This is a genomic window from Phenylobacterium sp. (assembly GCF_035944335.1).
Taxonomy (GTDB): domain Bacteria; phylum Pseudomonadota; class Alphaproteobacteria; order Caulobacterales; family Caulobacteraceae; genus Phenylobacterium.
In genome coordinates this window covers 22584-47731 of record NZ_DASZBG010000082.1, presented here as the reverse complement: position 1 = coordinate 47731, position 25148 = coordinate 22584, and the positions used below count along the sequence as shown (strand labels likewise).

The window sequence follows — 25148 nt, the reverse complement described above, 5'->3', positions numbered from 1 at the left end:
GCGGCTGATAGGAGGGCTGCGGACGGCGCTCGGGCGCGACCCGCGGAGCGAGCTGCGCCGCATAGGCCTGGCGCATCGCTTGCTCGCGATCCCAGCGCGCGTGGTCCTCGCTCTGGTGATCGGCATGCCAGGCGCGCCATTCGCTATCCTGCTGCTGCTGGGCCTGCCACGCTTGCTGCTGGTCGAGGATGGCGTTGCGCCGAGCCCGCCAGGCCGCGGCATAGGCGGCCTGGCGCTGGTCGTGCAGGGCTGCGGCATGCAGGGCGCGCGCCCGGGCGAGGTAGCGCGCCGAGCGCTCCGCCGCGCGGGCGTCGTAGTCCATGGGCCGGCCCCGGGCGTCGTAGATCACCACCAGCGCGCCCTGGTCGTAGCCGTAGGCATATTGCGGATCGCGCACCAGGAAGGGCTCGTCGCTGTCGCCCGAGTAATAGTAGTCGCGCTCGCCGTCGGGCGTCGGCTCGACCACGCGGTAGTCGCCGTTCTCCGATCGCCAGATCCACGGGCGTTCGCCCTGATAGTCGACGGTGTAGTCCGGCGGGCTCTCGCCGAACGCCTGGCCCATGGCGTAGGCGCGGTCGATGTAGCTGTAGCGGGCCCGCGGCGGCGGCCGTCGGACAAGCACGGGCGGCGCGGGCGGCAGCTGATCGGCGATCGGCGCATAGGCGGTGGGCGGGGCCGCCCCTTCCGCGAGCGGCAGGCTGGCGATCGGCGCGCCGGTGGCCGGCGGCGGCTGTGCCTGGCGATCGCAGGCCGTTAGGCCGCCGGCGAGGGCGAGCGGAAGGATCAGCAGGCGTGGGCGCATGGGGCGTGGCTCCAGGACGTGGTCCGTCCAGGAGATAGAACGCGTGAACATGAACGAGGGGGGAATGGGGCCGGGCCGAACGTCCTAGGCCACCGCGCTGGCCTCGTCGCCGTCGGAGCTTTCGAGGACGGCGGAGAGGGCCTGGAAGAGGTCGGCGGCGGAGATCGGCTTGGCCACGTGGCGGTCCATGCCGGCGGCGCGGTACTGCTCCACGTGATGGGCCATGGCGTTGGCGGTCAGCGCCACGATGGCCGTGCGCCGGCGGCCGGTTTCCCGCTCTATCTTGCGGATCAGGGCGGTGGCGGCCAGGCCGTCCATCACCGGCATCTGGACGTCCATCAGGATCACGTCCCACTCGCTGGCGCGCCAGGCCTCGACGGCCGCGGCGCCGTCCTCGACGACCGTGGGCTCGAGGCCCAGCTGGTGCAGCAGGGTCTTGAGGACCAGCTGGTTCACGGCATTGTCCTCGGCGGCCAACACCCGCAGGCGCATGGGCCTGAGGTCCGTGGCGGGCGCCGGAGCGAGCTGCGGCGAGGCCCTCTCCTCGCCGATCATCGGCATCGGCAGGCGCACGATGAAGCGCGAGCCCTGGCCCACCTCGCTCTCGACGGCGATGTCGCCGCCCATCAGCTGGGCGAGCTCGTGGCAGATGGCCAGGCCCAGCCCCGTGCCGCCGTAGCGGCGGGTGGTGGAAGAATCCAGCTGATCGAACTTGTGGAACAGGCGGGCCAGGTTCTCCGGCGAGATGCCGACGCCGGTGTCGGAGACCACGATCTCCAGCACAGCGCCATCGTGGCGGGCCTGGACGCGGATCTCGCCCTGGTCGGTGAACTTCAGGGCGTTGGAGATCAGGTTATAGAGCACCTGCCGCAGGCGGGTCGGATCGCCCAGGTAGCGGCCGCGCGCAGCGGCGATGTCGAGACCGAAGGACAGGCCCTTCTTGTTGGCGAGCGCGGTGAAGGCGGAATAGGCGCCCTGGGCCACCTCGCCGAGATCGAACTCGATGGTCTCCAGCTCGAGCTTGCCGGCCTCGATCTTGGAGAGGTCGAGCACGTCGTTGAGGATGGCCAACAGGGCCTCGCCGGAACGATGGACGACGCCCAGGCGCTCGCGCTGGACCTCGCTGAGCTCGTCGGCGGCCATGGCCTGGGCCATGCCCAGCACGCCGTTGAGCGGGGTGCGGATCTCGTGGCTCATGGTGGCCAGGAAGGTGCTCTTCGCCGCGTTAGCCGCGTCGGCGGCGTGCTCGCCGAGCTGGGCCTGCTTGCGGGCGGCGCGCAGGACGGTGCGCGACCGGTCGAGCTGCCGCCGCGCCAGGAAGAAGAAGTTGACCAGGGTGACGAGCGCCGCGCCCACGGCGACCACCTCGCCGCTCTTGAGGCCGTCACGCAAGGCCAGGTCGACGCCCATGTAGAGCATCAGCATCGCGTAGGGGGTGAGCAGCAGGCGGAACAGGCCGAGGTCGGAATAGTACTGCAACAGCACATAGGCGGAGCCGACGAAGGTGCAGGTGAGCGCGAAGAAGCCGGCCACCGCATCGCCCGTGCGCCACAGCGCCACCAGCAGGACGACCTGGACCAGGGTGCCGACGATGCTGTTGGCGGTGATCGCCCGCATGGGCCGCGGTCCGCCGGACGTCGCCGCGGTCAGCCGCAGCCCCACCATCAGGCCCGTCCAGACCGCCATCAACCACAACAAGGTCCAGCCGGGGCCGACATAGCAGGCGCCCACCGCGCCGAGCGCGAGGCTGGAAATCAGGCGTGGAATGAGGTTGCGCGCCGAGACGGCGAACAGGTGTGCGCCGCTGGCGTGGTCCTTCGGCGACGCGCTTTTCCCCGCGCTGTCGGCTGAATGGCTCAACAGCCGCCTCCCCTTTTGTTGTCGGGAGAATGCCTGCGGCGGGTTAACCACGCGTCAAGTTCGACGAACGCCGTTTCAGCCGGCGGGGAACTGCGGGGCGTTCCTGGGCGGCGACCAGATGTGGGCCGCGTCGAGCGGCGCGCCGACCAGCAGGCGTCCGCCGAGGTTGGCGCGGCGCATCCCCTCGGCCTCGAACAGGCCCTCGAAGGCGTCGCTGCGGCCGGCGGCGGCCAGCAGGCCGTTGAGCGCCGCGGGATTGGTGACCGCCTCGGCGGTCTGCATCAGGCCCATGTCGCGGGCCCCGGCAAGGATGACGATGCGGTTGCCGCCGGGCCCGCGGAAAGCGGCGAAATAGCCGAGGTCGCGCTGGCTGGCCTGGCCCTGCGCGGGGCCGCCCTCCTGGCTGGCGTAGCGGCGGCCAGTGCGGGTGTCGATGAGCTCGTCATAGGTCTCGCCGACGCGAAACCTGGAGCCCGCGAAGACCGGGTCGCGCAACAGGCGCAGCGCGCTGAGATAGCCCACGTAGAGCACGTCGTCGCGCTTCAGCATCTCCGGCGTCAGGTCGGAGGCCTGGACCACGCGGACTTCGTCGTGACGGCCGGTCCGGGGGGCCAGGAGCGGCATGACGTCGCGCAGCGCCGCGGCGGTCCCCACCGGGAGGTAGAAGAGGTCGAGGTCGCGATAACGGCCGACCGCCTGGGGGTGGTCCATCAGCCAGGCGTCGAGGTCCTGGGCGGAGTTGACGCCGTATTCGCGCACCAGGCGTCCGGCGCCGGTCGCCTGATCGAGGTCGCCGAAGATGTAGTAGTCGCCGACCACCACCAGCAGCGGACGGTCGCGACCCAGGAGCTGCGCCCAGGGCGGCATGCGGCGGACGGCCTCGTAGCCGTCGCGGTGGCTGGCCCACCAGCCGGCCCAGGCGGCGAGGTTCAGCGCCGCCAGCACGGCGAGCGCCATCATCCACGGCCGCAGGCGGCGCGGCGTCAGGGAAATAGGCCGCGGGGCCTGTTCGGACGGCACGGCGATCAGCCGGTACTCGCCGCGCGGCACGGTGAGGTGGAGCGGCTCGTCGCGCCCGGGACCGGAATAGTAGTCCACGAGCTTGCGGCGTAGCCGGTGCACCGCGACGCGGACCGAGGCGTCCTGGGCGCCGTCGAAGGTGGAGTCGCGCCGGAAGACGGCGGCGGCGACCTCGACCTCCTTCGGCCTCCCGCCGGCGGCGGAAACCTTGGCGAGGTAATCGAACAGGCGGTTCATCACCTCGGACCGGCCAAGGGCCTCGGCGCCGCGCAGGCGCTCGGCCAGGATCGCGATGTCGTCCGCGGCCACCGGTGATTCCCTTGCTGTAACGTCGCTGTAACGGTCCCTGACACCGTTCTTAACCGGACACGGCCACGGTTGGCAAAGTATGCAGGCTCAGCCAAGCTGGCGGCCGTCCGAGGATCGACCTTTGAAGCGCATCATGACCTTCGCGGCCTGCGCCGCTCTGTTGACCGCCTGCTCGCCGCAGAAGCCCGCCGCGCCGGCCGCGCCTGCGGCCCAGGCCAAGTTCAACACCAGCCTGCCGACCAACGAGCTGATGGCCCACGTGGTGGACCCGGCCTCCTTCGTCTACTGGAAGGGCGCCGGCGAGGAAGTCACCGCCAAGGGCGTGCGCAAGCTGGCGCCGACCACCGACGAGGGCTGGGAGAGCCTGGAGAGCGCGGCGGCCACCCTGATCGAGGCCGGCAACATGCTGCAGCTGCCGACCCGGCCGCGGGCGCCGGAGAAGGACTGGGACGGCTTTGCCCAGCAGCTCACCGATCTCGCGATCATCGCCAAGGCCGCCGCCGAGAAGCACGATGAGAAGGGCGTCTATGACAGCGGCGCCAAGATCTACCAGGTCTGCACAAGCTGCCACGAAGAGTACGTGATCCAGCCGCAGTTGAAGGCCACGGGCCCGGCGCAGGGGAACCCCCTGCCCGACTGGCCGGCCGACGTGAAGGCCAAGCAGCAGAAGTACGCCGGCAAGCCCTGAGATGCGGCTCCAGCTGCTCGCGGCCGCCGCCTCACTGGCGGTCGCCCACCCATGCCTGGCCGACGATGCGGCGCCGGCGCCGAAGCAGCTGTCGGAGGTGGTGGTGACCGCTTCCACCCAGGACGTGCTGGGCCAGGCGACCACCGCCTCGGAGGGCGTCGTCACGAAGCAGGAGCTGGAGCTGCGGCCGGTCTACCGTGTGGGCCAGCTCTTGGAGACGGTGCCGGGCCTGGTGGTGACGGTCCACTCCGGCGAGGGCAAGGCCAACCAGTACCTGCTGCGCGGCTTCAACCTCGACCATGGGACCGACCTTGCGACCTTCGTCGGCGGCATGCCGGTCAACGAACGCACCCACGCCCACGGCCAAGGCTACACCGACCTCAATTTCCTGATCCCCGAGCTGGCCTCGGGCGTGCGGTTCACCAAGGGGCCCTACTATGCCGACGAGGGCGACTTCTCCTCGGTGGGCTCCGACCACATGGGATTGGTGCAGGACTTGCCGGCGCAGATGGCGCTCAGCGCCGGCACGCTGGGCGACCAGCGGCTGTTCGCCGGCGCGACCTTCAGGCTGGGCGAGGACGCGCGGCTGATCGTGGCCGGCGAAGGCGTGCATCTGGATGGCCCGTGGGACCATCCGGACAACCTCAGGAAGGTCAACGGCGCGGTGCGGTATGCTGAGGGCGACGCGGCCAACGGCTTTGCGGTGACGGCGCTCTACTATCACGGCCTGTGGAACGCCACGACGGACCAGCCGCTGCGCGCGATCCGCGAGGGGCTGATCGACCGGTTCGGGACGCTCGATCCCTCTGACGGCGGCAAGTCGGAGCGGTTCTCGCTATCGGCGGAATATGCCCGCGAGGACGTGGGTCCCGGGCGCATCGCGGCCAACGCCTATGTGATCCGCAACCAGCTCACCCTGTTCAACGACTTCACCCATTTCCTCGACGATCCGGTGCGCGGCGACCAGCATGGGCAGAACGATCGGCGCATCACCGCGGGCGGCGAGATCGCCTACCGCATGGACGGGACGGTGGCCGGGCAGCGGGTCGAGACGGAGTTCGGCGTGCAGGGCCGCTACGACCGCATCTATGTGGACGCGCGCCATACCCAGAACCGCCAGGACCTCGAGACCCTGATCGCCGACCGGGTGGAGGAGTGGAACCTCTCGGCCTACGGCCAGGCGACGCTGCACCTCGGCGACTATGTGCGCGCCGTGGGCGGCCTGCGGGTCGACCGCTTCCAGGGCGATGACCACAACCTGGCGGGCGGGCTGTCGGCCAACGAGGGCCAGAGCCTGGCGCAGCCGAAGGCCAGCCTGATCTTCGGGCCCTGGGCCAGGACCGAGCTCTATGTCAGCGCCGGCCGCGGCTTCCATTCCAACGACACCCGCGCCGGCACACTGGCCGACGTCGGCATCGTCGCGCGACCGCCGTTCCTGGTGAAATCGACCGGCTATGAGGTGGGCCTGCGCACCAGCGCCATCCCGCACGTGCAGGCCGCCGCCACCCTGTTCCAGATGGAGTTCGCCTCGGAGCTCACCTACAATGCCGACGCGGGCCAGACCGAGGCCGGGCGCCCCGGCCTGCGGCGCGGCCTGGAGCTGACGGCGCAGTACCGGCCGGTCCACTGGCTCGAGCTCAACGCCAATGTGGCGATCAGCCGGGCGCGCTATACCGACGGCGATCCGGCGGGCAGTCACATCGAGGACGCCCCGGCCCTCGTGGTTTCGGCCGGCCTGCTGCTGGACAACCTCGGGCCCTGGTTCGGGGCCGTGGAGGTCCGCGACCTCGGCGCCCACCCCCTGATCCCCGACAATTCGCAGCGCTCGGCCGGCTACCGGGAGGTGAACCTCAACCTCGGCTACAAGATCACCCCGAAGCTGCGCGTGCAGGCCGACGTCTTCAACCTGTTCGATTCCAAGGACGACGCGGCGGACTACTTCTATGTCGACCGCCTGCCCGGCGAACCGGCGGCCGGCGTGGCGGACATCCACGTCCATCCGCTGGAACCGCGCTCGGCGCGGATCGGAATCACCGCTAGGTTCTGACCTCGGAAGGCGGGGGCGGACATGTTCAGATCATCGGCCGAGGCGGCGCTGGTCGCCCTCGTCATCGTGGCCGGGGCCTTGCTGCCCCTGCAGGCGCTGATCAATGCGCGGCTGGGGGGTGCGCTGGGCAGTCCCCTGTGGGGCGCGGCGGCGCAGAACCTGATCGGCGCCCTGGGGATGATCGCGATCATCATGGCGTTGCGGCCCGCCACGCCGTCGCTCGCGGCCGTCGGGGCCGTGCCCGCCTGGGCCTGGCTCGGCGGGCTGATGGGCATGGTCTATGTGTTCAGCGTGCTGGTCGCCGCGCCGGCGCTGGGCGCGGGGCGGATGATGGTCTGCGTGATCGCCGGGCAGATGGTCTGCTCCATCGCCCTGGACCATTTCGGCGTGCTGCACGAGCGCCGCCCGATCAATTTCAGCACGCTCGCCGGCGCCGTCCTGCTGCTGGCCGGCGCCGCCCTGGTGCTGCGGCGCGAGTAGTGCCCGCCCTTCGTCTCTGCTAGGGCGCAGCCATGGTCGACGCAGTGGTCATCGGCGAGTGCATGGTGGAGCTCAGCCTGGCGGGGAGCGACCACGCCGAGCTGGGCTACGCCGGCGACACCTTCAACACCGCGGTCTATCTCAGCCGGCTGGGGCTTTCCGTCGACTATGCGACCGCCGTGGGACGCGGCGATCCGTTCAGCGCGGGGATCCTGGGGCTGATGGCGCGCGAGAGTCTGGGCCGCGGCCTCGTCGTCGACGCCGAGGGGCGGCTGCCCGGCCTCTATGCGATCGGCCGCGACGAGCGCGGCGAGCGCAGCTTCTACTACTGGCGCGACCAGGCGCCGGCGCGGGACTATCTGGCGCTGGTCGACCGCCCGGCGCTGGGCCGGGCCCTGGCCGCCGCGAAGCTGGTCTATGTCTCGGCCATCACGCTCGCGATCCTGCGCGAGACGGGCCGCCAGGCGCTGACCGACAGCCTCGCCGCCGCCGTGCGCGCCGGCGCCACGCTCGCCCTCGACACCAACTACCGCGCCCGACTGTGGCCGGGCCCCGAGGCGGCCCGCGAGGCTATCGAACCGCTGGCGCGCCTGGCCGGCTACATTTCGACCGCCGAGCCGGATCTGGAGGGCCTTGGGCTCGATCCGGACGGCGCCGTCCGCCGCTGGGCCGAGCCGGGATGCGAGGTGGTGCTGCGCCGCGAGCGCCGCGAGATCGAGGTGGTCTCCCGCGGCGGCACGGAGACCTTCGCGGCCGAGCCGCCGGTCACCGTCGTCGACACGACCGGCGCGGGCGACGCCTTCAACGCCGGCTATCTGTCCGCGCGGCTGGGCGGCGCGAGTGTCGCTGCAGCCATCGCCACGGCGCGCCGGCTGGCGGGCGCGGTGGTGCAGCATCGCGGCGCGATCATCCCGCGCGCCGCCATGCCGGGCGGCTGAGGGTCGCAGGGGCCGCAACAAGCGGGCGACAAAAGATCGCTTCACGATATAATTCTCGGCGGCCAGGCGACCCTCCGGCTCGCGCAAGGCCTGCCTGCGAGGTGCTCGTGAAGCGCGCGTCCGTCCCCGTCCCGACCCCACCGCGGCGCGCGCGGCTGTCGGCGGCCGACTACCAGGCGGTGGGCGCCTTTCGCCTGGCGCTGCGCCGGTTCGCCGCCTTCGGCGACGCCTCGGCCCAGGCGGCGGGCCTGACGCCCCAGCAGCACCAGGCCCTGCTGGCCATCCGGGCCCACCCCGGCCCCCAACCCATGACCATCGGCGAGCTCGCGCAATGCCTGCTGATCCGGAACCACAGCGCCGTGGAGCTGGTCGCCCGGCTGGTCGCCGCGCAGCTGGTCACCCGCGCGCCGTCGGGCGCCGATCGGCGTCGGATCCTGCTGCGCCTGACGCCGGACGGCGAGAATCGGCTGGAGGCCGTCACCCGCCAGAACCTGCGCGAACTGCGAAGCACCGCGCCGATCTTCCGCGACCTCCTCAAGACCCTGCGCCGGATCGGGCGCGAGACCGACGACTGACGCCAAAGCCCGGCTATTTCGGCCCATCGAGGTCGCTCAGCGTCGCCGCGGAGGCGGCTCCGGGCGGACCGAAACGCGCCGGGAGTCCAAGATACCGGCGTTATCCATTAACCGGATCACAACCGGATAGTGAAAGGTCCAGGGTTCATGCCCGCTGCCTCGCCCCGGACATCGCTGAAGACGCCCTTGATCGGCTTCGCCCTCGCCTTGACGGCGGAGGCGCTGCATCTGGTGTTGACGGGACCGCCGAGCCCGGCCGGCGTCGCGCTGCATCTCGTCGCCCTGGCCGCGGTCGCCGGCGTCGCGGTCTGGGCGATGGCGGGCGCGGCGGCTTCGCGGCGCGAGTTGGCCGAGACGCAGGCGCAGTTGGCCGAACTGCAGCACGCCATCGAGAGCCAGGAAGAGCTGATCGACGGCGCGGGCGAGGCGATCGTGGTCATCGACGATCAGGCGACCATCGTCACCTTCAACCGCGCCGCCGAGCGGATCTTCGGCTATGGCGCCGCGGAGATGATCGGAACCAGCCTCGAGCGGCTGATGACCGAGGGCGGACGGCGCGCCCACGCCGAATACATGGCCAGGACCGGCGTCACCGCCATGGTCGAGGCGGCCAAGCTGCGCACCGTCCACCGCGGCGTTCGCAAGCGCGGCGACGTCTTCGCCTTCGAGCTGACCATGACCGAGTGGTCGGACGCCGGGCGACGGATGTTCACCGGGGTCCTGCGCGACGTCACCGACCGCGAGCGCACGGCGGACGCCCTGCGCGACGCCAACGCTCACTTCAACCAGCTCTTCGAGGCGATCGGCGACCCTCTGTTCGTCTACGCGATCGGCGGCGACGGCGGATTCGTGCTGGATTCCATGAACTCCGCCGCCGAGGCCTTCACCGGCCGCTCCCGCTACGCGATCGGCGGCTGGGCGCCCGAGAAGCTCGCCAAGGACGAGGGCCGCGCCCTGAAGCGGGCGCTGCTCGAGTGCCTGAGCTCGGCCGCGAGCACGACGGCCGAGGTGGCGCTGCTCGCCACCGACGGCCCCCGCACCACGGCCCTGACCTTCACGCCTATGCGCAATCCGACCGGAGAAATCACCCGCGTGCTCGTCCACGGCCGGGGCGCGCAGAGGCCCGCGGCGCGGACCAAGGACGCCGCCTAGGGCAAGGCCACGCTTTCGTTGAACTGGGTGACCTCGGGCTGGGTCAGAGCCACCCGCATGTCCGCTGATCGGCCCGGCAGGGCTTAAGTCATCGACAGACCCGGATCCCGCTCGGCCCACCGCGACGTCCTGCCGCCCTGAGGCAGTGCTTCCGCCGGCCGTGACGCATGAGTATGGTGGAACCTCACAGGTCGGGGAGGACCGTTTGACGCGCGCTAAGGTCGGCCTAGAGCCACCGCCGCTGAGAACCGCCGCGCTGGCCTTCGGGCTGGCGCTGGCGGTCGCCGGCGGCGCCTGGGCGCAGGTGCTCGAGATCGCGCCCGACGGTTCGGTCACAACCTACAACGGTCCCGGCGTCTATTCATCCGGGAAATTCAGGCGGATCGCCGAATTCGACCCGCCGCCTGTGCCCGCTGAGAGATCGAGGGCCGATGTCGTTCGCGAGCTCCACGCCGCGGCCGCGCGGCATCGGCTTCAGCCGGAACTGGTCTCTGCGGTCGCCCGGAAGGAATCGGCGCTACGCCAGGATAGGCGGTCGCCCAAAGGCGCCGTGGGCGTCATGCAGCTGATGCCGGCGACGGCCCAAACTTTCCATGTGGATGCCGCAGACCTGAGCGGCAACGTCGAGGGCGGCGCGGCCTACCTCGCAGCGTTGCTCGATCGCTACGGCGGCGACGTCCGGACGGCGCTCGCGGCATACAATGCTGGGCCCAACGCAGTGCGGCGCTATGGGGGCCCGCCGCCGTTCGCCGAGACAAAGGCCTACGTCAACGCTGTCATGGCAGACTGGATCGCAACGACGCGCAAGGCGGGCGACACGAGGATAGTAAAATGAAATCGTGGACGGCCGGTCTCGTGCTGGCGCTGCTGACCGCCAACGCCGCCGCGGCCCAGGCTGCGGGTACGCCGGAGGGCGCTTCGCCCCTGGTCGGCGCGCTGAGCTGGGTGCAGGACACCTTGCTTGGCAACTTCGCCACGGCCGCGGCGGTGATCGCCGTCGCCGCCGTCGGCTTTCTGATGCTCACCGGGCGGATGGACTGGCGCCGCGGGCTGACGGTGGTGGTCGGCTGTTTCATCATCTTCGGGGCCGCGGCGATCGTCGCGGGCATCCGTTCCATGGCCACGGGCTTGCACTGATGGCGCGTCTGGCCACCGACCCAATCTTCTCGGCGCTTACCCGGCCGCAGATGATCGGCGGGGTGACCTACACCTATGCGGTGTTCAACTTGATCGTCACGGTCGAGGCGTTCCTGCTGACCCGATCCTTCTGGGCCCTGGCGCTGGCGGGCGGTCTGCACGGCGTTGGCTATGTGGGCTGCCTGCGCGAGCCGCGCTTCTTCGACCTGTGGATCGCCCGGGCCCGCGGAGCGCCCAGGGTGCGCAATTTCTGGTTCTGGCGCGGGAACGCCTATTCGCCGTGATCAGCAGTTTCCAGACGACGCGCATCGCCAAGGCGCTGGCCCCGAAGGAAACGCCGATCGGCGACCGGCTGCCCTATGCCGAGCACCTGGACGACGCCACCGTCGCCTTGCGCGACGGCAGGCTGTTGCAGGTGTTGCACCTCAAGGGCTTCTCCTTCGAGACGGCGCCCGACGAAGAACTCAACTACCGCAAGGCCGTGCGTGAGACCCTGTTGCGCAGCGCGGCCGATTCCCGCTTGGCCATCTACCACCACGTCGTCCGCCGCCAGGTCGACCCGAACTTCGGGGCCGCGCCGGGCAATCCCTTCTGCGCTCAGCTCGACGCCGAGTGGCGCACCCGCCTCGCCGGCCGACGGCTGTTCGCCAACGATCTGTTCATCAGCCTGGTACGACGCCCGACCACCGGGGGCGCGGGGATTCTCGAGCGGTTGTTCCAGGGCGGGTCCACCGGAACGCAGAACCTCCACCGCGAGCTGAAGGCGCTGCATGCGGTGCGGGAGGCTTTCGTGGCGGCGCTGGCGCCCTACGGCGCGCGCACCCTGTCGCGGTATCGCAGCAAGCGCGGTGAAGGCTCCGAGCCCGCCGAGTTCCTCTCTCTGCTGATCAACGACGCGCCGCGGCCCGTGCTGACCCCAGGCGGCGACCTTGGCCAGGCTCTGCCCATGCGGCGGTTGGCCTTCGGTTTCGACGCCATGGAATTCGGGCCCCTGGGGTCGAACGACGACCGCACCTTTGGAGCCATGGTCTCGCTAAAGGACTATCCCGCCCGCTCCGCGCCGGGGATGCTGGACGGAGTGCTGCGCCTGCCTTTCGAGCTGGTGCTCGCCGAGAGCTTCGCCTTCGTCGATCGGCAGGTGGCGCTCGACCGGATGAGCCTGGCGCTTCGCCGCCTTCGAGCGGCGGAAGATGACGCTGTCAGCCTGCGCGGCGAGCTCGCTCAGGCCAAGGACGAGGTGGGCGCCGGACGCGGGGCCTATGGTGAGCACCACCTGACAATTCTCGCCAAGGCCGCATCGCTTGACGAACTGGACACCGCGGTCGCCGAGGTCCAATCGGCGCTCGCCGAGGCCGGCGCCATTGCCGTGCGTGAGGACGTCAACCTGGAACCCGCCTTCTGGGCCCAGTTTCCAGGCAACCTGCAGTACATCGCCAGGCGAGCTCTCGTCTCGACGGCCAACTTTGCGAGCCTCGCCAGCCTGCACAACCATCCGCTCGGCCAGCAGGAGGACTTGCACTGGGGCGCGCCGGTCACTGTGCTCGAGACCACGGCCTTTGGGCCCTACCACTTCAATTTCCACGCCGGCGACCTCGGCAACTTCACCGTCATCGGGCCCAGCGGCTCGGGCAAGACCGTGCTGCTCACCTTCCTGCTAGCCCAGGCCGACCGCTTCCAGCCACGCGTCGCCTATTTCGACAAGGATCGTGGCGCCGAGCCCTTCATCCGGGCGGTCGGCGGCCGCTACGAGGTGATCGCGCCGGGCCAACCGTCGGGTTTCAATCCGCTGGCATTGCCGGATTCGGCCGAGAACCGCGCCTTCCTGATCGAATGGCTGGCGCGTCTCCTGGGCGTTGACGGAGCGCGCCTCGACGCCGAGGACCGCGCCTTGATCGCCGACGCCGTCGACGCCAACTTCGCCCAGCCGCCGCAGCATCGGCGGCTCCGCTACCTGCGCGAAGTGTTCCGCGGCGGACGACGTCCGGCGGCGGGCGACATGGCCGGACGGCTGGCCGCTTGGTGCGAGGGTGGCGAGCACGCCTGGCTGTTCGATAACGCCGAGGACCGCCTCGACCTCGACAGCCGCATCCTCGGCTTCGACATGACCCGTCTGCTTGACGCCCCGCTGACGCGGACCCCGGCTATGATGTACCTGTTCCACCGGCTGGAGCAGCGGCTCGACGGGACCCCGGCGATCATCGTGGTCGACGAGGGCTGGAAGGCGCTGGACGACGACGTCTTCGTCCGCCGGATCAAGGATTGGGAAAAGACCATCCGCAAGCGCAACGGTCTGGTGGGCTTCTGCACCCAGAGCGCGGCGGACGCGCTGGAAAGCCGGATCGCCTCGGCGATCATCGAACAGGCGGCCACGCAGATCTTCTTCCCCAACCCCAAGGCCAAGGCCTCGGACTATGTGGAGGGTTTCGGGCTCTCCGAGCATGAGTTCGAGTTGATCCGGACTCTGCCGGACACGTCGCGCTGCTTCCTGATCAAACAGTCGGACCATTCCGTGGTGGCGCGCCTCGATCTCTCGGGCCTGACCGGTGAGCTGCGCGTGCTGGCCGGCACCGAACGCGCTGTCCGGCGCCTCGATAGGCTGCGTGAGACGCTTGGCGACGACCCCACCGAGTGGTTGGAGCCGTTCATGGCCGACGGGGGCCGCGCGCCATGAGCGACATCTGCGCCGCTGCGCCCGCAGCCGGGGTGATCCGCGGGGTGATCTCCGCCGTCGACTGCCGCACGCGCGACTTTGCCGAGATGGGCTACCACAGTCTCACCGGCGCGCCGTTGTTCCAGACCGCGCTCACCTTGTTGCTGACCATCTATGTCGCCGTCCTGGGCTATCGGCTGTTGTTCGCCACCCAGGGCGCGCGGATGTCCGAAGCCCCCGGCGTCGCCATCCGCATCGGGGCGGTCCTTACTCTGGTAGCCAGCTGGAGCACGTTCCAGACCCTGGTGTTCGACCTCGCCGCCAAGGCCCCACTCGAGATCGCCGCGCTGGTCGCGGCGCCGCTGCAGGCTCAGGGCTCGAACTTGGCGGCCGATCCGGTGAATGGGCTGCAGAGCGCCTATGATGAGCTGAACGCCGGAGCTACGGCCTTCGGCAAGGTGGCGCCGGCAGTCGCCAAGTCCTTCACCAGCGCCGAGGCCGCCGCGGGTCAGGCGCTCGCCGACGCCGCCGGCGCGCTGTTCGCCACCACAGCGGGGGTCGTCTCGGTGGCGGCCATAGCCCTTGCCGTGCTGAGCGCCCTTGGTCCGGTGTTCATCACGCTCTTCCTGTTCCGCCAGACGCGGGGTCTCTTCGAGGGATGGGTGCGCGCCATGTGCGTGGCCGCCCTCGCGCCCCTGGGGTCGTGGATCCTGATCATCATGATGCTGACGGTGATCGAGCCGGGGCTCGGAGCCATGGCGCGTCAGCGCGCCGAAGGCGTGCTCGATCCACAGGCAGCCATGACGCTCTCCGCCACGGTGGCGGTCTTCTGCGCCGCCCAGGTGGCGTTGCTGGCCGGCGCCTGCCTGGTGGCAATGGGCTTCCGCTGGCCGAGCCGGGAGCGGAGCGCTGCGGCCCCCGCGCCGGGCGCCATCACCCTCGAAGCGGCGGAAACCGCGCCGGCCCTGATGCTGTCCCGCGCCCAGCGGATGAGCGCTGCGGTGCGTCAGCTCGACGGTCCGCTCGCCTTCACCTCCATTCGCAGGACCGTCGTCGTGCGCGGGCCGGGCGGCGCGCCGGGCGTGGCTCTGACAAGCTCCGAACGGATGGCCGATGGGCTCCGCCGGCCTCCAGCGGCGCCGCGGCGACGCCTCGGAGCCGCCCGATGAGGTCCATCTGCACACGCCTCACCGCCGGCTTCGTACTGCTGGTCGCCTGTCCCGCCGGCGCCGTCGTCCCACACGCCCGCGCCAATGATCCGCGCATCGGCGAAGTCCTCTATGCGCCTGACCAGGTCGTTGAGCTGACCGGGGTGCTCGGCTACCAGCTCTCCATCACATTCGATCCCGCCGAGCGGATCGAGAACGTCGCCATAGGCGACGGCCAAGGCTGGCAGATCACGCCGAACCGCGGGGCCAACCTTCTGTTCGTCAAGCCCATGGGCCGGCGGAAGGCCACCAACATGACGGTGGTCACCACCCTTCGCCGCTATGATTTCCGACTGGCGACGACCACCAACAGCCGTCGGCGCTCGCTGTTCTACAGCATCCGGTTCGACTACCCGCCTCCGGCGATCCCGGTGGTGACCCTGGCCAACGCCGCGCCCGTCGCCCCGCCTGAGCCACAGGACGTCAACCACGCCTACAGCTACCAGGGCTCGGCGCGGAACCTGCCGGAGCGGGTGTTCGACGACGGCAAGGCGACCTACTTCCGGTTCACCTCCGACGGCGACGTGCCGGCGATCCTGGTGATGGAAGCCAACGGCTCGGAATCGGTGACCAACGTCGCCATGCGCGGCGGCTACATGGTGGCCGACACCATAGCGCGCGGCTTCGTCCTGCGCCGCGGGCCCGACGTCACCCGCCTGTTCAACGACGGCTTCCAGGAGCCCGCGCCCGGACCGCTCAGCCCGAAGCCTCGCCCGAAGCCGACCCCATGGTGGCGCAGATGACCGACCCAACCGCCCAAAGCCGGGTCTTCGACCGCGATGGCGCGCGTCCCCGCGTGAGCCAGCCGAGTTCGCCCCTGACCCTCGCCGCGGGTCTCGGGGCGGCGGGCCTGATGGGACTAGTGGTGTTCGCCGTCCTCAGCCACGGCCGTCAGGCCCATGCCCAGGCCTCCCCCCCCGCGCCGGTCGCCTACCTCCCCGCCGCGACGCCGGCCCTGAATTCGGTCCCCGCAACCCCGCCGGCGCCGCTGATGCAGCCCTTGCCGGAGCCAGCCGCGCCGAGCCCCTCTCCCTATGCAGTTCAGGCCGACGCCCAGGATCTGCACGCCCCCACCATGGTCGTCGACCTTGCGGAGCCCGCGGCGGCGACGACCGCCGCGCGGATCGCTGGGCCGCCCGCCGCACGACCGGCAGATCCCGGAGCGTTGAGCGCCGAGGAGCGGTTCGCGGCGCGCGTGGCGGGGGCCAGCGTCGATGTCGCCCGGGCGACGCGGCTGCGCGACCCCTCGCGGACCATACCTCAAGGCGCCGTCGTCCCGGCGGTCCTGGAGACCGCCATAAATTCAGACCTGCCGGGCTCGGTGCGCGCCGTCGTCAGCCGCGACGTCCGCAGCTTCGACGGCCGCCAGGTGCTGATCCCGCGCGGCTCGCGTCTGGTCGGTCAGTACAAGAGCGCGGTCGCCGTGGGCCAGACGCGGGCCTTCGTGATCTGGTCGCGCGTCCTGACCCCTGACGGGATTTCGGTCGATATCGCCTCCCCCGGCGCCGACAGCCTCGGCCGCGGCGGCCTGGACGGCGAGACCGATGACCACTTCCTGCGCCGGTTCGGCGCCGCCGTCCTGCTCACCGTCGTCGACACCGCCGCAGCCGTGGCGGCGAATGGCCATTCCGGCGGCAACACCTTTGTGATCGGGTCGCCCGTGCAGGCCAACCGGGTCGCCGAGATCGCCCTGCAGAAGCAGATCGATATTCCCGCGACCATCAAGGTGGCGCAGGGCACGCCGTTGCAGGTGTTCGTGGCGCGAGACCTGGATTTCTCCGGCGTGGCGCCCTGAGCCGGTGAGCGAGACCGTCTATCTCGAAGCCTATCTCTCGCCCCTGGCCCCCTGGCTGGAGCGGCCCGACGTCACCGACCTGCTGATCAACCGGCCGGGCGAGGTCTGGGTGGAGACGGCGGCGGGCGCCATCCGCGAAGCCGCGCCGGAGCTCACCGAGCAGGCGCTCGGCCGGCTCGCTCGCCAGATCGCCGCGGCCAACCACCAGGGCGTCAGCCGGGAGCAGCCGCTGCTTTCGGCCACCCTGCCCGATGGCGCGCGCGTGCAGGTCGTGGCTCCCCCGGCGACGCGCGGCGGCCTAGTGATGGCCGTTCGCAAACATGTGATCTCCAACCTCTCGGTCGACGAACTGGCGGCGCGCGGCCTGTTCTCCGGCGGTCCGCCCGAGACGGCTCAGGACCGCAACGCCGCCCTCCAGGCGCGGCTCGATGCCGGGGACACGCCGGGATTCCTCAAGGCGGCCGTCGCCGCCCGCAAGACCATGGTCATTTCCGGCGGAACCTCGAGCGGCAAGACGACCCTGCTGAATGCCCTGCTCAAGGAAGTCGACGCCGGTGAGCGGCTAATCGCCATCGAGGACGCGGCTGAGGTCCGGCTGGACCATGACAACGCCGTCGGCCTGATCGCCGTGCGCGGCGAACAGGGGGAAGCCCGGGTCGACGCCAATGCGCTGGTGGCCGCCGCCCTGCGTCTGCGCCCCGACCGCATCCTGCTCGGAGAGCTGCGCGGCGCCGAGGCCTTCGCATTCCTGCGCGCCGTGAACAGCGGTCACCCCGGCTCGCTGACCACGGTGCACGCCGACAGCTGCGACGCGGCCCTCGACCAGATCGCGCTGCTCGCCCTGACCAGCGGTCTTGACCTCGACTATGTGCGGGCTCGCGCCTACGTGGCCAGCGTCGTCGACGTGGTGGTTCAGCTCGAGCGCGCGGGCGGAGCCAGGCGGGTCAGCGAGGTACGCTTTCGCCCACGCGAAGCGTCCGCTTCGGCCGCGGCGGAGCCGCGGGCATAACCCCGTTCATCCTGCGTTCAAATTACTGAGGCGCAGCTTAGCCATAAGTTTGAATGTGGCCGTAAGCACGCTGGGGCTAGCGTGCGACAAACCGGCGTTAACGCCAGGCTTGAAAAGAGCCTAGCCTGGCGTCGTGGGCATGGGGGCCGGCATGGCCGAAGACGGCGCAATCAACGTCAAGACCGCTGGCGGCGTAGCTGTTGTCGGGGCCGCCATCGCGGCGGCGGCGGTGATCGCGCCCAAGATTGGCGGGGCCCTTGGCGGCTTGACCACCTCGGACGCGAGGGCGACAGCGGCCGGATTCCTCAATCGCGCGACCTTCGGGTCGACCGACGCCTCGGTGCAGGCGCTGGCGGCCGCCACGACCGACGCCTGGTTCTCGACTGAAAAATCTGCCGCGCCGACCCCTGGCGGCGCGCCCGGATTCTGGACCTCGCCAGCCAATTTCCATCTGGGCTGGGTCATGCGCCGGCAGGCGGACTTCGACGCCCAGTACAAGCTGGACCTCGCCGCGGCCGGATCCGATCCAGCCGCCCAGAAGAAGGTCAACCACCGGCGCGTCGACCGAAATCAGTTCCAGGAGAGCTTTTGGGCGCGTGCGGTCACAGGCGACGACCAGCTGCGTCACCGCATGGCCCTAGCCCTCTCCGAGATCTTCGTTGTCTCGTTCCAGGGATCGACCATCACGCCACGTATCGCGGGCTCCTGGTACGACATGCTGAGCGCGCGGGCCTTCGGCTCGTACTTCGACCTGCTGAAGGCCGTCACCCTTCACCCCGCGATGGGCCTATACCTGAACATCGTCGGCAACCAGCAGGCCGACAACAATCCCGCGCGCCACCCCGACGAGAACTACGCCCGCGAGATCATGCAGCTGATGTCGATCGGGCTGGTGCAGCTCAATCCTGATGGCACTGCGAAGACGGACGCCACGAATACGCCGATCCCGACCTACACGCACAACGACATCGCCGGCCTCGCAAACGCTTTCACAGGCTGGGGTTGGTATGCGGCCAAGCCGACGGCGAGCACTTTCGCCAAGCAGCCCGGCGACGGAGCCGACGCGGCGGCCGCCGACGTGCAGAACCTGATCGCCTACCCCGCCTACCATTCGCAGCTGGCCAAGACGTTCCTGGGCGCCACCATCCCGGCCTATGCCGGCCCGGCGGCCACCACTACACCGGGCATGACGGCCCTCCGCGATTACCAGACCCAGGGTCTCGACGCGGCGCTCAAGGTGATCGCAGCGCATCCCAATGTCGGGCCGTTCATCGGACGGCGGCTGATCCAACGCTTCGTCACCAGCAATCCGAGTCCAGCCTACGTCGGCCGTGTGGCCGCGGCCTTCGCAGGCGACCCGAAGGCCCCGGCCAGTAGAGGCGACCTCTTCGCGACCTTGAAGGCCGTGCTGACCGACCCCGAGGCGCTGAACCGCGACGTCTCGCTCGCCTCACCGACCGCCGGCAAGCTGCGAGAGCCGACACTGCGGATGGCGCACTGGCTGCGCGCCTGCGAGGCGGTCTCCAAGCCCACCGCCACCTCGGCGGTCGGCAACTTCGTGCAGTTCGCCGACCTCGGCGATCCCGCCCAGCTCGCCCAAGCGCCCCTCGAAGCGCCGACCGTGTTCAACTTCTGGGATCCCGACTACACCCCACCGGGCTCGACGATCTCGGCGGCCAAGTTGGTTGCGCCGGAGTTTCAGGCCGTCGATGTCCTGACGGTCGCCGCCTACGCCAACCTGATGTCCTCGGTGGTGGAGCAGAAAGGCTGGCCCGGCGGGGATGTCACGGTCACCTACGCCAAGGAGATCGCCGCCCTGACGCCTGCGACCGCCGGCGCGGCGGACCTCAATAGCGCCCTCATCGACCGCATTAACCTGCTGTACTTCGGCGGCGCCATGAGCCCGACCCTGCAGGGCCGGCTGACCCGGGTGCTCAACGGCACGGCCTCCACCGCCAGGACGCCCACGGCGGCGCAGATCGCGGCCGTGCGGCTGGACAAGGTGCGCAACGCCCTGCTGCTCACCCTCACCGCCCCCGAATACATCGTGTTGCGCTAGGAGAGCCGAGATGGACCGTTCCAGCCTCTCCCGCCGCGCGCTGCTCGCCTACGGCGCCGGCGCGCCGCTCGCCCTGAACCTCGCCGCCATCGGCCGGGCCGCCGCCGACACGCCGGACAATAGCGGCTACCGCGCGCTGGTCTGCGTGTTCCTGCAGGGCGGCAACGACGCTAACAACCTGCTGCTCGCCACGGACGCCGGCAGCTTCAACCAATATTGGACGGCGCGCCTCGCCGGCAGCGACCCGATCGCCCTGATGCCGCCTGGAACCGCGCCGGTGGCGATCGGCCAGGTCTCGCCGCTCACCAAGCGGACCATCTCAACAACCGACATGCCGGAGCACTGGGGCGGCGTGTTGCCGATCACGCCTGCGACCCCGCAACTTGTGCCGGCCGCCAACAAGACCACGACCGCGCCGCAAAACCGCACCTTTGCGCTGCATCCGATGCTGACCGGGGTCCAGGCGCTGTTCCAGGCCAAGCGCGCCGCGGCCATCGCCAACGTCGGAACCCTGCTCGCCCCCCTGACCAAGGCGCAGTACCAGAACTCCGGTCAGAATGGCGCAATCATCCCTCAGCGGCTGTTCTCTCACGCCGACCAGCAGTCGGCCTGGCAGTCCGGCCAGGTGGACGGCTCGGCGACTGGCTGGGGCGGGCTGATGGCCGACACCTTCCAGGCCTCCGGGTCGGCGGTGCAGTTCGAGGCCATAACTACCGCCGGGAACACGGCCTTCCTGTCGGGCCTGACCACGCGCTCGTTCCGGGTCAACTACACTGGCAATAAGTCCATCGCCCAGACCATCAACCTCGTGGGCATGAAGGGCCGCTACAACTCTTCCGACATCTTCCTCGACGAGATGCGCCAGAACCTTCAGGAGGGCTCGCTGGGCTTCACCCAGTCGAGCGACATGGTGAAGGATTACGCCGCGGCCGTGGGCCGTTCGATCCAAGCCTCGGTCGTGTTCGACAGCGCCCTCGGCGCGGCCGGCGGCCCCTATGCGCTGGTCCCAGTCCCGCCGCCATTCACCAACCCGATTACCGGGAAGGTCATGGACAACCCCTTGGCCGACCAACTCGAGGCGGTGGTCCAGACCGCGGTCGCCCACGCCGCGCTCGGGATCGGCCGGCAGGTGTTCTTCGTGCAGCTTGGCGGATTCGACACCCACGACGGCGAAAACCCTCGCCAGGGTCTGCTGATGGCCCAGCTGGACCATGCGCTTACCTACTTCGACACGGCCCTTACGAAGGTCGGCATGGGCGATCAGGTCACCGCGTTCACGGCGTCGGACTTCAACCGCACGTTCGTGACGAACGGCGACGGCACCGACCATGCCTGGGGCGCCCACCACCTGGTGGTGGGCGGCGCAGTGAAGGGCGGCGACATCTACGGGACCTACCCGACGCTCGGCGTCGACAAGCCGGCCAGCGGCGGGACACCCGCCTTCGCCAATCCGGACGCGGTCGGCAACGCGCTCATCCCGACCACCTCGGTGGAGACCTACCTGGCCACGATGGCCACATGGTTGGGCGTGAAGCCCGCCCAGATGACGGCCGTCTTTCCGCGTCTCTCCGCCTTCCCCGTCCAGAACCTGGGCTTTATGGCCGCGTAGCCATCGAACCCCAAAAGCTGGCGGAGGGCGTGCGGATCGACCGATCCGCGGCAGGACCTATACACAGACGTTTATCTCTGGTTTCTCAACAACTTATAAGATCTCAGGTTTGAGAATACCCACGGGCGCACCAACCCCGGAGCCGGATGCTATTGAAGGTCCCAGGCGCCCACCACTTGTCGCGTTGGATGGAAGGGCCTTTTCGAATGGCGCGAGAGTGTCGCTACCCATCCGGCAAGGGGTCGGCGGCCACGTGCATGGCTGCGGAGCTCACCGACACCAGGGCCTGGAACCGGCTCAGGCAGAGTTCTGCTTCACGCCGTCCCGCAACGAACTGGACGTCGATGCTCAGACCGCCGGGGCGGCCATAGGAGGTCAGGACGAGCGGCGTCAGGTCGAGGAGCGCCATCACGCCGACGACGCGGCTAAGATTGCCCGCGCCGCCTTGGGTCTCGATGTGGGCTTCGAAGCGCAGGCTCATGGCGCCCTTCTCAGGCGGCCAGGCCCGCGGCTCTCAGCGCCTTCTGGATGTCGCCGGGGGCCGCCAGGAAGGCCGGCGTCGGCTTGGATCCCCCGTCGGCATTGATGATCATCGCGATGGTCAGGCGATCGTCCGGCAAGGTCTCCAGGTTGGAGGCGAAGCCGTGGATGTTGCCGCCGTGGGCGACGGCGCGGTGACCGTCGATCGGATTGAGCGCGATTCCGAATCCGTAGCGGACCGCTGTCTTCTCGCCCTTGCGGCCCGGCTGCATGGGCAGGGAGCCGTCGGCGAGCGTCGCGGGCGTCAGCATCGCGGTCAGCATCGCGGGTTGCAGCACCTTGCCGCCCAGCAACGCGACGTGCCACGCGCAGAGATCCTCGCATGTCGAACGGATCGCTCCGGCGCCGCCCGGATAGCTCATCGAGACGAAGGAGGCGTTGTCGAAACCGCTCGGCGCGGCGGGGTCGTTGCTGTAGCCGCTGGCGCGATGGGGCAGGACCTCGGCGGCTGAGTCGACGGAGGTCCGCGCCAGTCCCAGCGGGCCGAACAGCCGCGTCTGCATGACGTCCCGATAGGACCGGTCGGCGACCTTCTCGATCACCAGGCCCAGCAGTACGAAGCCGTTGTTCGAATAGCGGTATCCGGTCCCGGGCTCGAACAGCAGCTTGCTGCTGGAGGGACGCATCAGCTCCAGCAGCTCGGCCGAGGTCCTGTCGATCCGGCTCTCCTGCCAGACGAGTTCCGGCGGCGTCGTTGCGGTGTAGTTGCCGAGACCGGCCGTATGGCTGAGCATCCGCCGAAGCGTCAGGCGATCGGCATTGGGGAAATCCGGGAAAAACCGCGACAGCTTGTCGTCGAGCGACAGCTTCCCGTCCTGGGCCAGGAGAAGGACCGCCGCGGCCGTGAACTGCTTGCTGACCGAGCCGATCCTGCAGACCGTCGTCGGTGTCATGGGCATGCCCCACTCCAGGTTCGACTTGCCGAATCCCTCGGAGAAGACCACCGCTCCCTTGCGCCGGACACAGACCTGCAGGCCGGGCGTGAGGCGATCGGCGACGGCCTTCTGCGCAATCGCCCGGACCCGGGACCAGGCGCCGCCCGGCTTGGCCGCAGCAACCGCTGAACCGGTCGTCAGCGCCAGCATGGCCCCCAGCGATGCGCGTCTGCTCAGTTCCATCTGCCTAGCCCTCAGCCCTTTGTTTTCCGATCGGGAAAATCTGTCCCGCGTTGAAGTAGCGCTACGGCGCCGCCGTCATCGCACCTCGGTGTAGACGTAGTCGTGCTGGCTATCGTGGATGGTCAGGGTGCGAACCCCGTTGCCGTTGCCGATCAGGGCGTCGACGCCGATGCCGCCTGGGGCGATCGACACGAGGGAGGTGCTGCCGTCCGCATTCTTGCGCGTGGCCACCGGGCCCTCGATGAAGCCGGCCTTGATCCATTTGGCGCCGTTGCGCTCGGTAAGGGTGATCGTATTGCCGATCTCGGGGTCATGGTACTTCGCCGCCAGGCTCGCAAGCACCGCCGGATCGCCCGGCACTGTCAGCTTCGCGCGGCGGGCCTTGGCCTGGACCTTGAGGCGCGCGGCGGCAGAGGCCACCTGCTGCGCGGCCTCCGGCTTGCCGTCGTACACGACCTCCATCAGGCGACGCAGGAAGGGCCCCAGCAGGGCGGGGCCGGAGTCCGAATTGGTCAGGATGACCGCGCCGATCCCGGTCCCCGGCAGCACCCACCAGTCGCTGTGGAAACCCTGCAGGGTGCCGCCGTGGGTGACGACCTCCACGCCGGAGATGACCTCGTCGAAGAGGCCCATTCCGTACCAGGCGTCCTCGCCGGTGGGCACGCCGCGCTTGCGGCGCTCCAGCAGGCTGGCCTGGCTCACCAGGCGCTTGCCGTTCGGCATCACCCCCTTGGACAGTTCGAGCTGGGCGTAGCGCGCAACGTCGGCGGGGCTCGACCAGGCGCCGCCGGCCGGACGATAGGGCGTGATCAGATGGTTGAAGTAGTTCGACATCTCGACCATCCGGCCGTCGACGTCGTAGCCGTGGGGCCGGGCCCAGTCGCCGCTCTCGCCGACCTTGAAGTCGAAGGTCGTGTCATGCATTCCCAACGGCCCGAAAATCCGCGTCTGCATCGCCTTGTCGTAAGCGGCGCCGAGCTCGAGCCTGGGATAGGCGAGCGAACCGCCCAGGTACCCCGCCGCCGCCGCCATCAGGTTGCTGTACTGGTACAGCTCGCCGAAGGTGCTGGTGGGCTGGGTTTCCGAAAGTTGCCGGAAGGTGTCGGTGGCCGGCAAGCCCTCGTCGGCGAGGATGAACGCATAGTCCCTGCGCGGCATACCGGTGCACGCGCAGACCAGGTGGCGGACCAGGGTCGCGTGGGTCGTGGCGTCGCTGCCCAGCCGGAACGACGGGTAGAGGTCGGTCACCTTCTGGTCCCACCGCAACTTGCCCTCGTCGGCCAGGATCGACAGCAGCAGCGTCGACATACCCTTGGTGTTGGACGCGATCATGAACTTGGTGTGCGCATCGATCGGCGCGGGCGAACCCAGCTCGCGCACGCCATAGCCACCCGCGTAGACCACCTTACCCTGGTCGATCAGGGCGATCCCCACGCCGGGCACCTCCAGGCTCCGCGCCGACTCGGCCACGAAGTCCCGCAGCGCCTTGATCCGCGCCGGCGTCAGCCGGTGGGGCGTCCTGCCGGCGAAGGTCTCGCGCACATAGCCGGCCGGCCGCAGGCTGCCCTCGATGAGCGCGGCCGCCGCGGCGCGCTTGTTCATGGTGGCCTCCGCGCCGTCGACGATCGCGACGGTCCAGGAAGTTCCGCTGCGCATGGCCAGCGCCGACACCGCCGCGCGTTCGCTGGGCGAAGTCTCGTAGACGATGCCGACGCGCTCGTCCCAGCCGTCCCCCGGGGCGCCGGGGGCGACGAGCCGCACGGCGCGCTCCGCATTGGGCTTGTAGAGCGACCAGGCCTTCGCCGCGGCCGCCTGGGCGGTCGGCGCGGTCCCGCCGTCGATGACGGCGATGTTCAGATTTTCCTCGGGCGCGACAAAGATCGTCGCCGCGCCCTGCGCCGTCACCGCCCAGTCCTTGGGTTGGGTGTAGGCGATGCCGGACGCGGTCTTCCCCGGCGTATCGGCCGCGGCGCGGACCTGGGCGAGCAACGCCGTCGGCGCGCTCAGCAAGGCGAGGACGATCGCAAGCTTCAGCGCTAACCTGTTCATTTGATCGCCGACCCCGAGAAGACGTGAGTGTTGACCCACATGTCTAAATCGGAAAATCTCTTTGCCATAGTAGAAATATGGTCCAGACCGCGCCGTACGGATC

At 69.8% G+C, this 25148-nt stretch carries 22 protein-coding genes; 16 read left to right on the top strand and 6 right to left on the bottom strand.

The genetic code is table 11. The features are described from left to right. From VGT80_RS13760 to VGT80_RS13750, 3 genes are all read right to left on the bottom strand, one after another. Positions 1-802, bottom strand: an 802-nt coding sequence (locus tag VGT80_RS13760) for a hypothetical protein (RefSeq protein ID WP_327456707.1), incomplete at its 3' end; no start/stop codon positions are given. Between the two features lie 84 nt (positions 803-886). After that, on the bottom strand, positions 887-2662 hold the full coding sequence (locus VGT80_RS13755; RefSeq protein ID WP_327456705.1) for an ATP-binding protein: 1776 nt from the start codon (positions 2660-2662) through the stop codon (positions 887-889). A gap of 75 nt (positions 2663-2737) precedes the next feature. Next, positions 2738-3991 (bottom strand): hypothetical protein, encoded by a 1254-nt coding sequence (locus tag VGT80_RS13750; protein WP_327456703.1) that lies wholly within the window; start codon positions 3989-3991, stop codon positions 2738-2740. Between the two features lie 121 nt (positions 3992-4112). On the opposite strand from VGT80_RS13750, the gene VGT80_RS13745 reads away from it, so the two are divergent. The 16 genes from VGT80_RS13745 (at position 4113) to VGT80_RS13670 (ending at position 21338) form a co-directional block, all read left to right on the top strand. After that, positions 4113-4679, top strand: a complete 567-nt coding sequence (locus tag VGT80_RS13745; protein ID WP_327456702.1) for a hypothetical protein — start codon at positions 4113-4115, stop codon at positions 4677-4679. A gap of 1 nt (position 4680) precedes the next feature. Then, the gene (locus VGT80_RS13740; protein WP_327456700.1) at positions 4681-6726 is read left to right on the top strand and encodes a TonB-dependent receptor; all 2046 of its coding nucleotides are present in this window, start codon (positions 4681-4683) and stop codon (positions 6724-6726) included. 21 nt (positions 6727-6747) lie between these two features. Beyond that, complete coding sequence (locus VGT80_RS13735) at positions 6748-7206, top strand: DMT family transporter (protein ID WP_327456698.1); 459 nt, start codon at positions 6748-6750, stop codon at positions 7204-7206. A 32-nt stretch (positions 7207-7238) separates the two neighbouring features. Continuing rightward, positions 7239-8144 carry a sugar kinase gene (locus tag VGT80_RS13730; protein ID WP_327456696.1) on the top strand — a complete coding sequence of 302 codons (906 nt, stop codon included), beginning with the start codon at positions 7239-7241 and terminating at the stop codon, positions 8142-8144. 107 nt (positions 8145-8251) lie between these two features. Then, positions 8252-8719, top strand: coding sequence for a helix-turn-helix domain-containing protein (locus VGT80_RS13725; protein WP_327456694.1), 468 nt, complete (start codon positions 8252-8254; stop codon positions 8717-8719). Positions 8720-8866: 147 nt separating this feature from the next. Beyond that, positions 8867-9871, top strand: a complete 1005-nt coding sequence (locus VGT80_RS13720; protein ID WP_327456692.1) for a PAS domain S-box protein — start codon at positions 8867-8869, stop codon at positions 9869-9871. A gap of 205 nt (positions 9872-10076) precedes the next feature. Then, the gene (locus tag VGT80_RS13715; protein WP_327456690.1) at positions 10077-10706 is read left to right on the top strand and encodes a lytic transglycosylase domain-containing protein; all 630 of its coding nucleotides are present in this window, start codon (positions 10077-10079) and stop codon (positions 10704-10706) included. Further along, positions 10703-11008, top strand: a complete 306-nt coding sequence (locus VGT80_RS13710; protein WP_327456688.1) for a TrbC/VirB2 family protein — start codon at positions 10703-10705, stop codon at positions 11006-11008. Before VGT80_RS13715 ends, VGT80_RS13710 begins: the two co-directional genes overlap by 4 nt. After that, on the top strand, positions 11008-11292 hold the full coding sequence (locus VGT80_RS13705) for a type IV secretion system protein VirB3 (RefSeq protein ID WP_327456686.1): 285 nt from the start codon (positions 11008-11010) through the stop codon (positions 11290-11292). Before VGT80_RS13710 ends, VGT80_RS13705 begins: the two co-directional genes overlap by 1 nt. Then, complete coding sequence (locus VGT80_RS13700; protein WP_327456684.1) at positions 11289-13679, top strand: VirB4 family type IV secretion system protein; 2391 nt, start codon at positions 11289-11291, stop codon at positions 13677-13679. The genes VGT80_RS13705 and VGT80_RS13700 overlap by 4 nt, the downstream gene beginning before the upstream one ends. Further along, positions 13676-14827: a type IV secretion system protein gene (locus VGT80_RS13695; protein WP_327456682.1), complete on the top strand. Its 1152-nt coding sequence runs from the start codon at positions 13676-13678 to the stop codon at positions 14825-14827. The genes VGT80_RS13700 and VGT80_RS13695 overlap by 4 nt, the downstream gene beginning before the upstream one ends. After that, positions 14824-15609 (top strand): TrbG/VirB9 family P-type conjugative transfer protein, encoded by a 786-nt coding sequence (locus VGT80_RS13690; RefSeq protein WP_327456681.1) that lies wholly within the window; start codon positions 14824-14826, stop codon positions 15607-15609. The genes VGT80_RS13695 and VGT80_RS13690 overlap by 4 nt, the downstream gene beginning before the upstream one ends. Then, positions 15606-16661 carry a type IV secretion system protein VirB10 gene (gene virB10 / locus VGT80_RS13685; RefSeq protein ID WP_327456679.1) on the top strand — a complete coding sequence of 352 codons (1056 nt, stop codon included), beginning with the start codon at positions 15606-15608 and terminating at the stop codon, positions 16659-16661. The genes VGT80_RS13690 and virB10 overlap by 4 nt, the downstream gene beginning before the upstream one ends. A 4-nt stretch (positions 16662-16665) precedes the next feature. After that, the gene (virB11, locus tag VGT80_RS13680; protein WP_327456677.1) at positions 16666-17670 is read left to right on the top strand and encodes a P-type DNA transfer ATPase VirB11; all 1005 of its coding nucleotides are present in this window, start codon (positions 16666-16668) and stop codon (positions 17668-17670) included. Between the two features lie 151 nt (positions 17671-17821). Further along, entirely contained in the window at positions 17822-19729 is a 1908-nt protein-coding gene (locus VGT80_RS13675) for a DUF1800 domain-containing protein (RefSeq protein WP_327456675.1), read from the top strand. Positions 19730-19739: 10 nt separating this feature from the next. Beyond that, complete coding sequence (locus VGT80_RS13670; protein WP_327456673.1) at positions 19740-21338, top strand: DUF1501 domain-containing protein; 1599 nt, start codon at positions 19740-19742, stop codon at positions 21336-21338. Between the two features lie 223 nt (positions 21339-21561). Here the strand turns inward: VGT80_RS13670 and VGT80_RS13665 are convergent, their stop codons facing one another. The 3 genes from VGT80_RS13665 to VGT80_RS13655 form a co-directional block, all read right to left on the bottom strand. Continuing rightward, positions 21562-21819 carry a hypothetical protein gene (locus VGT80_RS13665; RefSeq protein WP_327456670.1) on the bottom strand — a complete coding sequence of 86 codons (258 nt, stop codon included), beginning with the start codon at positions 21817-21819 and terminating at the stop codon, positions 21562-21564. Positions 21820-21829: 10 nt separating this feature from the next. Continuing rightward, entirely contained in the window at positions 21830-22996 is a 1167-nt protein-coding gene (locus VGT80_RS13660) for a serine hydrolase domain-containing protein (protein WP_327456669.1), read from the bottom strand. A 75-nt stretch (positions 22997-23071) separates the two neighbouring features. Next, positions 23072-25045, bottom strand: coding sequence for a serine hydrolase domain-containing protein (locus VGT80_RS13655; protein ID WP_327456667.1), 1974 nt, complete (start codon positions 25043-25045; stop codon positions 23072-23074). Positions 25046-25148 lie beyond the last annotated feature (103 nt).

What these genes read in the sequence shown, in the direction of transcription:
- VGT80_RS13660 (WP_327456669.1), bottom strand. Translation starts at nt 22,996, where the DNA reads ATGGAACTGAGCAGACGCGCATCGCTGGGGGCCATGCTGGCGCTGACG.
- VGT80_RS13705 (WP_327456686.1), top strand. Translation starts at nt 11,008, where the DNA reads ATGGCGCGTCTGGCCACCGACCCAATCTTCTCGGCGCTTACCCGGCCG.
- VGT80_RS13665 (WP_327456670.1), bottom strand. Translation starts at nt 21,819, where the DNA reads ATGAGCCTGCGCTTCGAAGCCCACATCGAGACCCAAGGCGGCGCGGGC.
- VGT80_RS13655 (WP_327456667.1), bottom strand. Translation starts at nt 25,045, where the DNA reads ATGAACAGGTTAGCGCTGAAGCTTGCGATCGTCCTCGCCTTGCTGAGC.
- VGT80_RS13690 (WP_327456681.1), top strand. Translation starts at nt 14,824, where the DNA reads ATGAGGTCCATCTGCACACGCCTCACCGCCGGCTTCGTACTGCTGGTC.
- VGT80_RS13720 (WP_327456692.1), top strand. Translation starts at nt 8,867, where the DNA reads ATGCCCGCTGCCTCGCCCCGGACATCGCTGAAGACGCCCTTGATCGGC.
- VGT80_RS13675 (WP_327456675.1), top strand. Translation starts at nt 17,822, where the DNA reads ATGGCCGAAGACGGCGCAATCAACGTCAAGACCGCTGGCGGCGTAGCT.
- VGT80_RS13695 (WP_327456682.1), top strand. Translation starts at nt 13,676, where the DNA reads ATGAGCGACATCTGCGCCGCTGCGCCCGCAGCCGGGGTGATCCGCGGG.
- VGT80_RS13735 (WP_327456698.1), top strand. Translation starts at nt 6,748, where the DNA reads ATGTTCAGATCATCGGCCGAGGCGGCGCTGGTCGCCCTCGTCATCGTG.
- virB10 (WP_327456679.1), top strand. Translation starts at nt 15,606, where the DNA reads ATGACCGACCCAACCGCCCAAAGCCGGGTCTTCGACCGCGATGGCGCG.
- VGT80_RS13730 (WP_327456696.1), top strand. Translation starts at nt 7,239, where the DNA reads ATGGTCGACGCAGTGGTCATCGGCGAGTGCATGGTGGAGCTCAGCCTG.
- VGT80_RS13710 (WP_327456688.1), top strand. Translation starts at nt 10,703, where the DNA reads ATGAAATCGTGGACGGCCGGTCTCGTGCTGGCGCTGCTGACCGCCAAC.
- VGT80_RS13740 (WP_327456700.1), top strand. Translation starts at nt 4,681, where the DNA reads ATGCGGCTCCAGCTGCTCGCGGCCGCCGCCTCACTGGCGGTCGCCCAC.
- VGT80_RS13670 (WP_327456673.1), top strand. Translation starts at nt 19,740, where the DNA reads ATGGACCGTTCCAGCCTCTCCCGCCGCGCGCTGCTCGCCTACGGCGCC.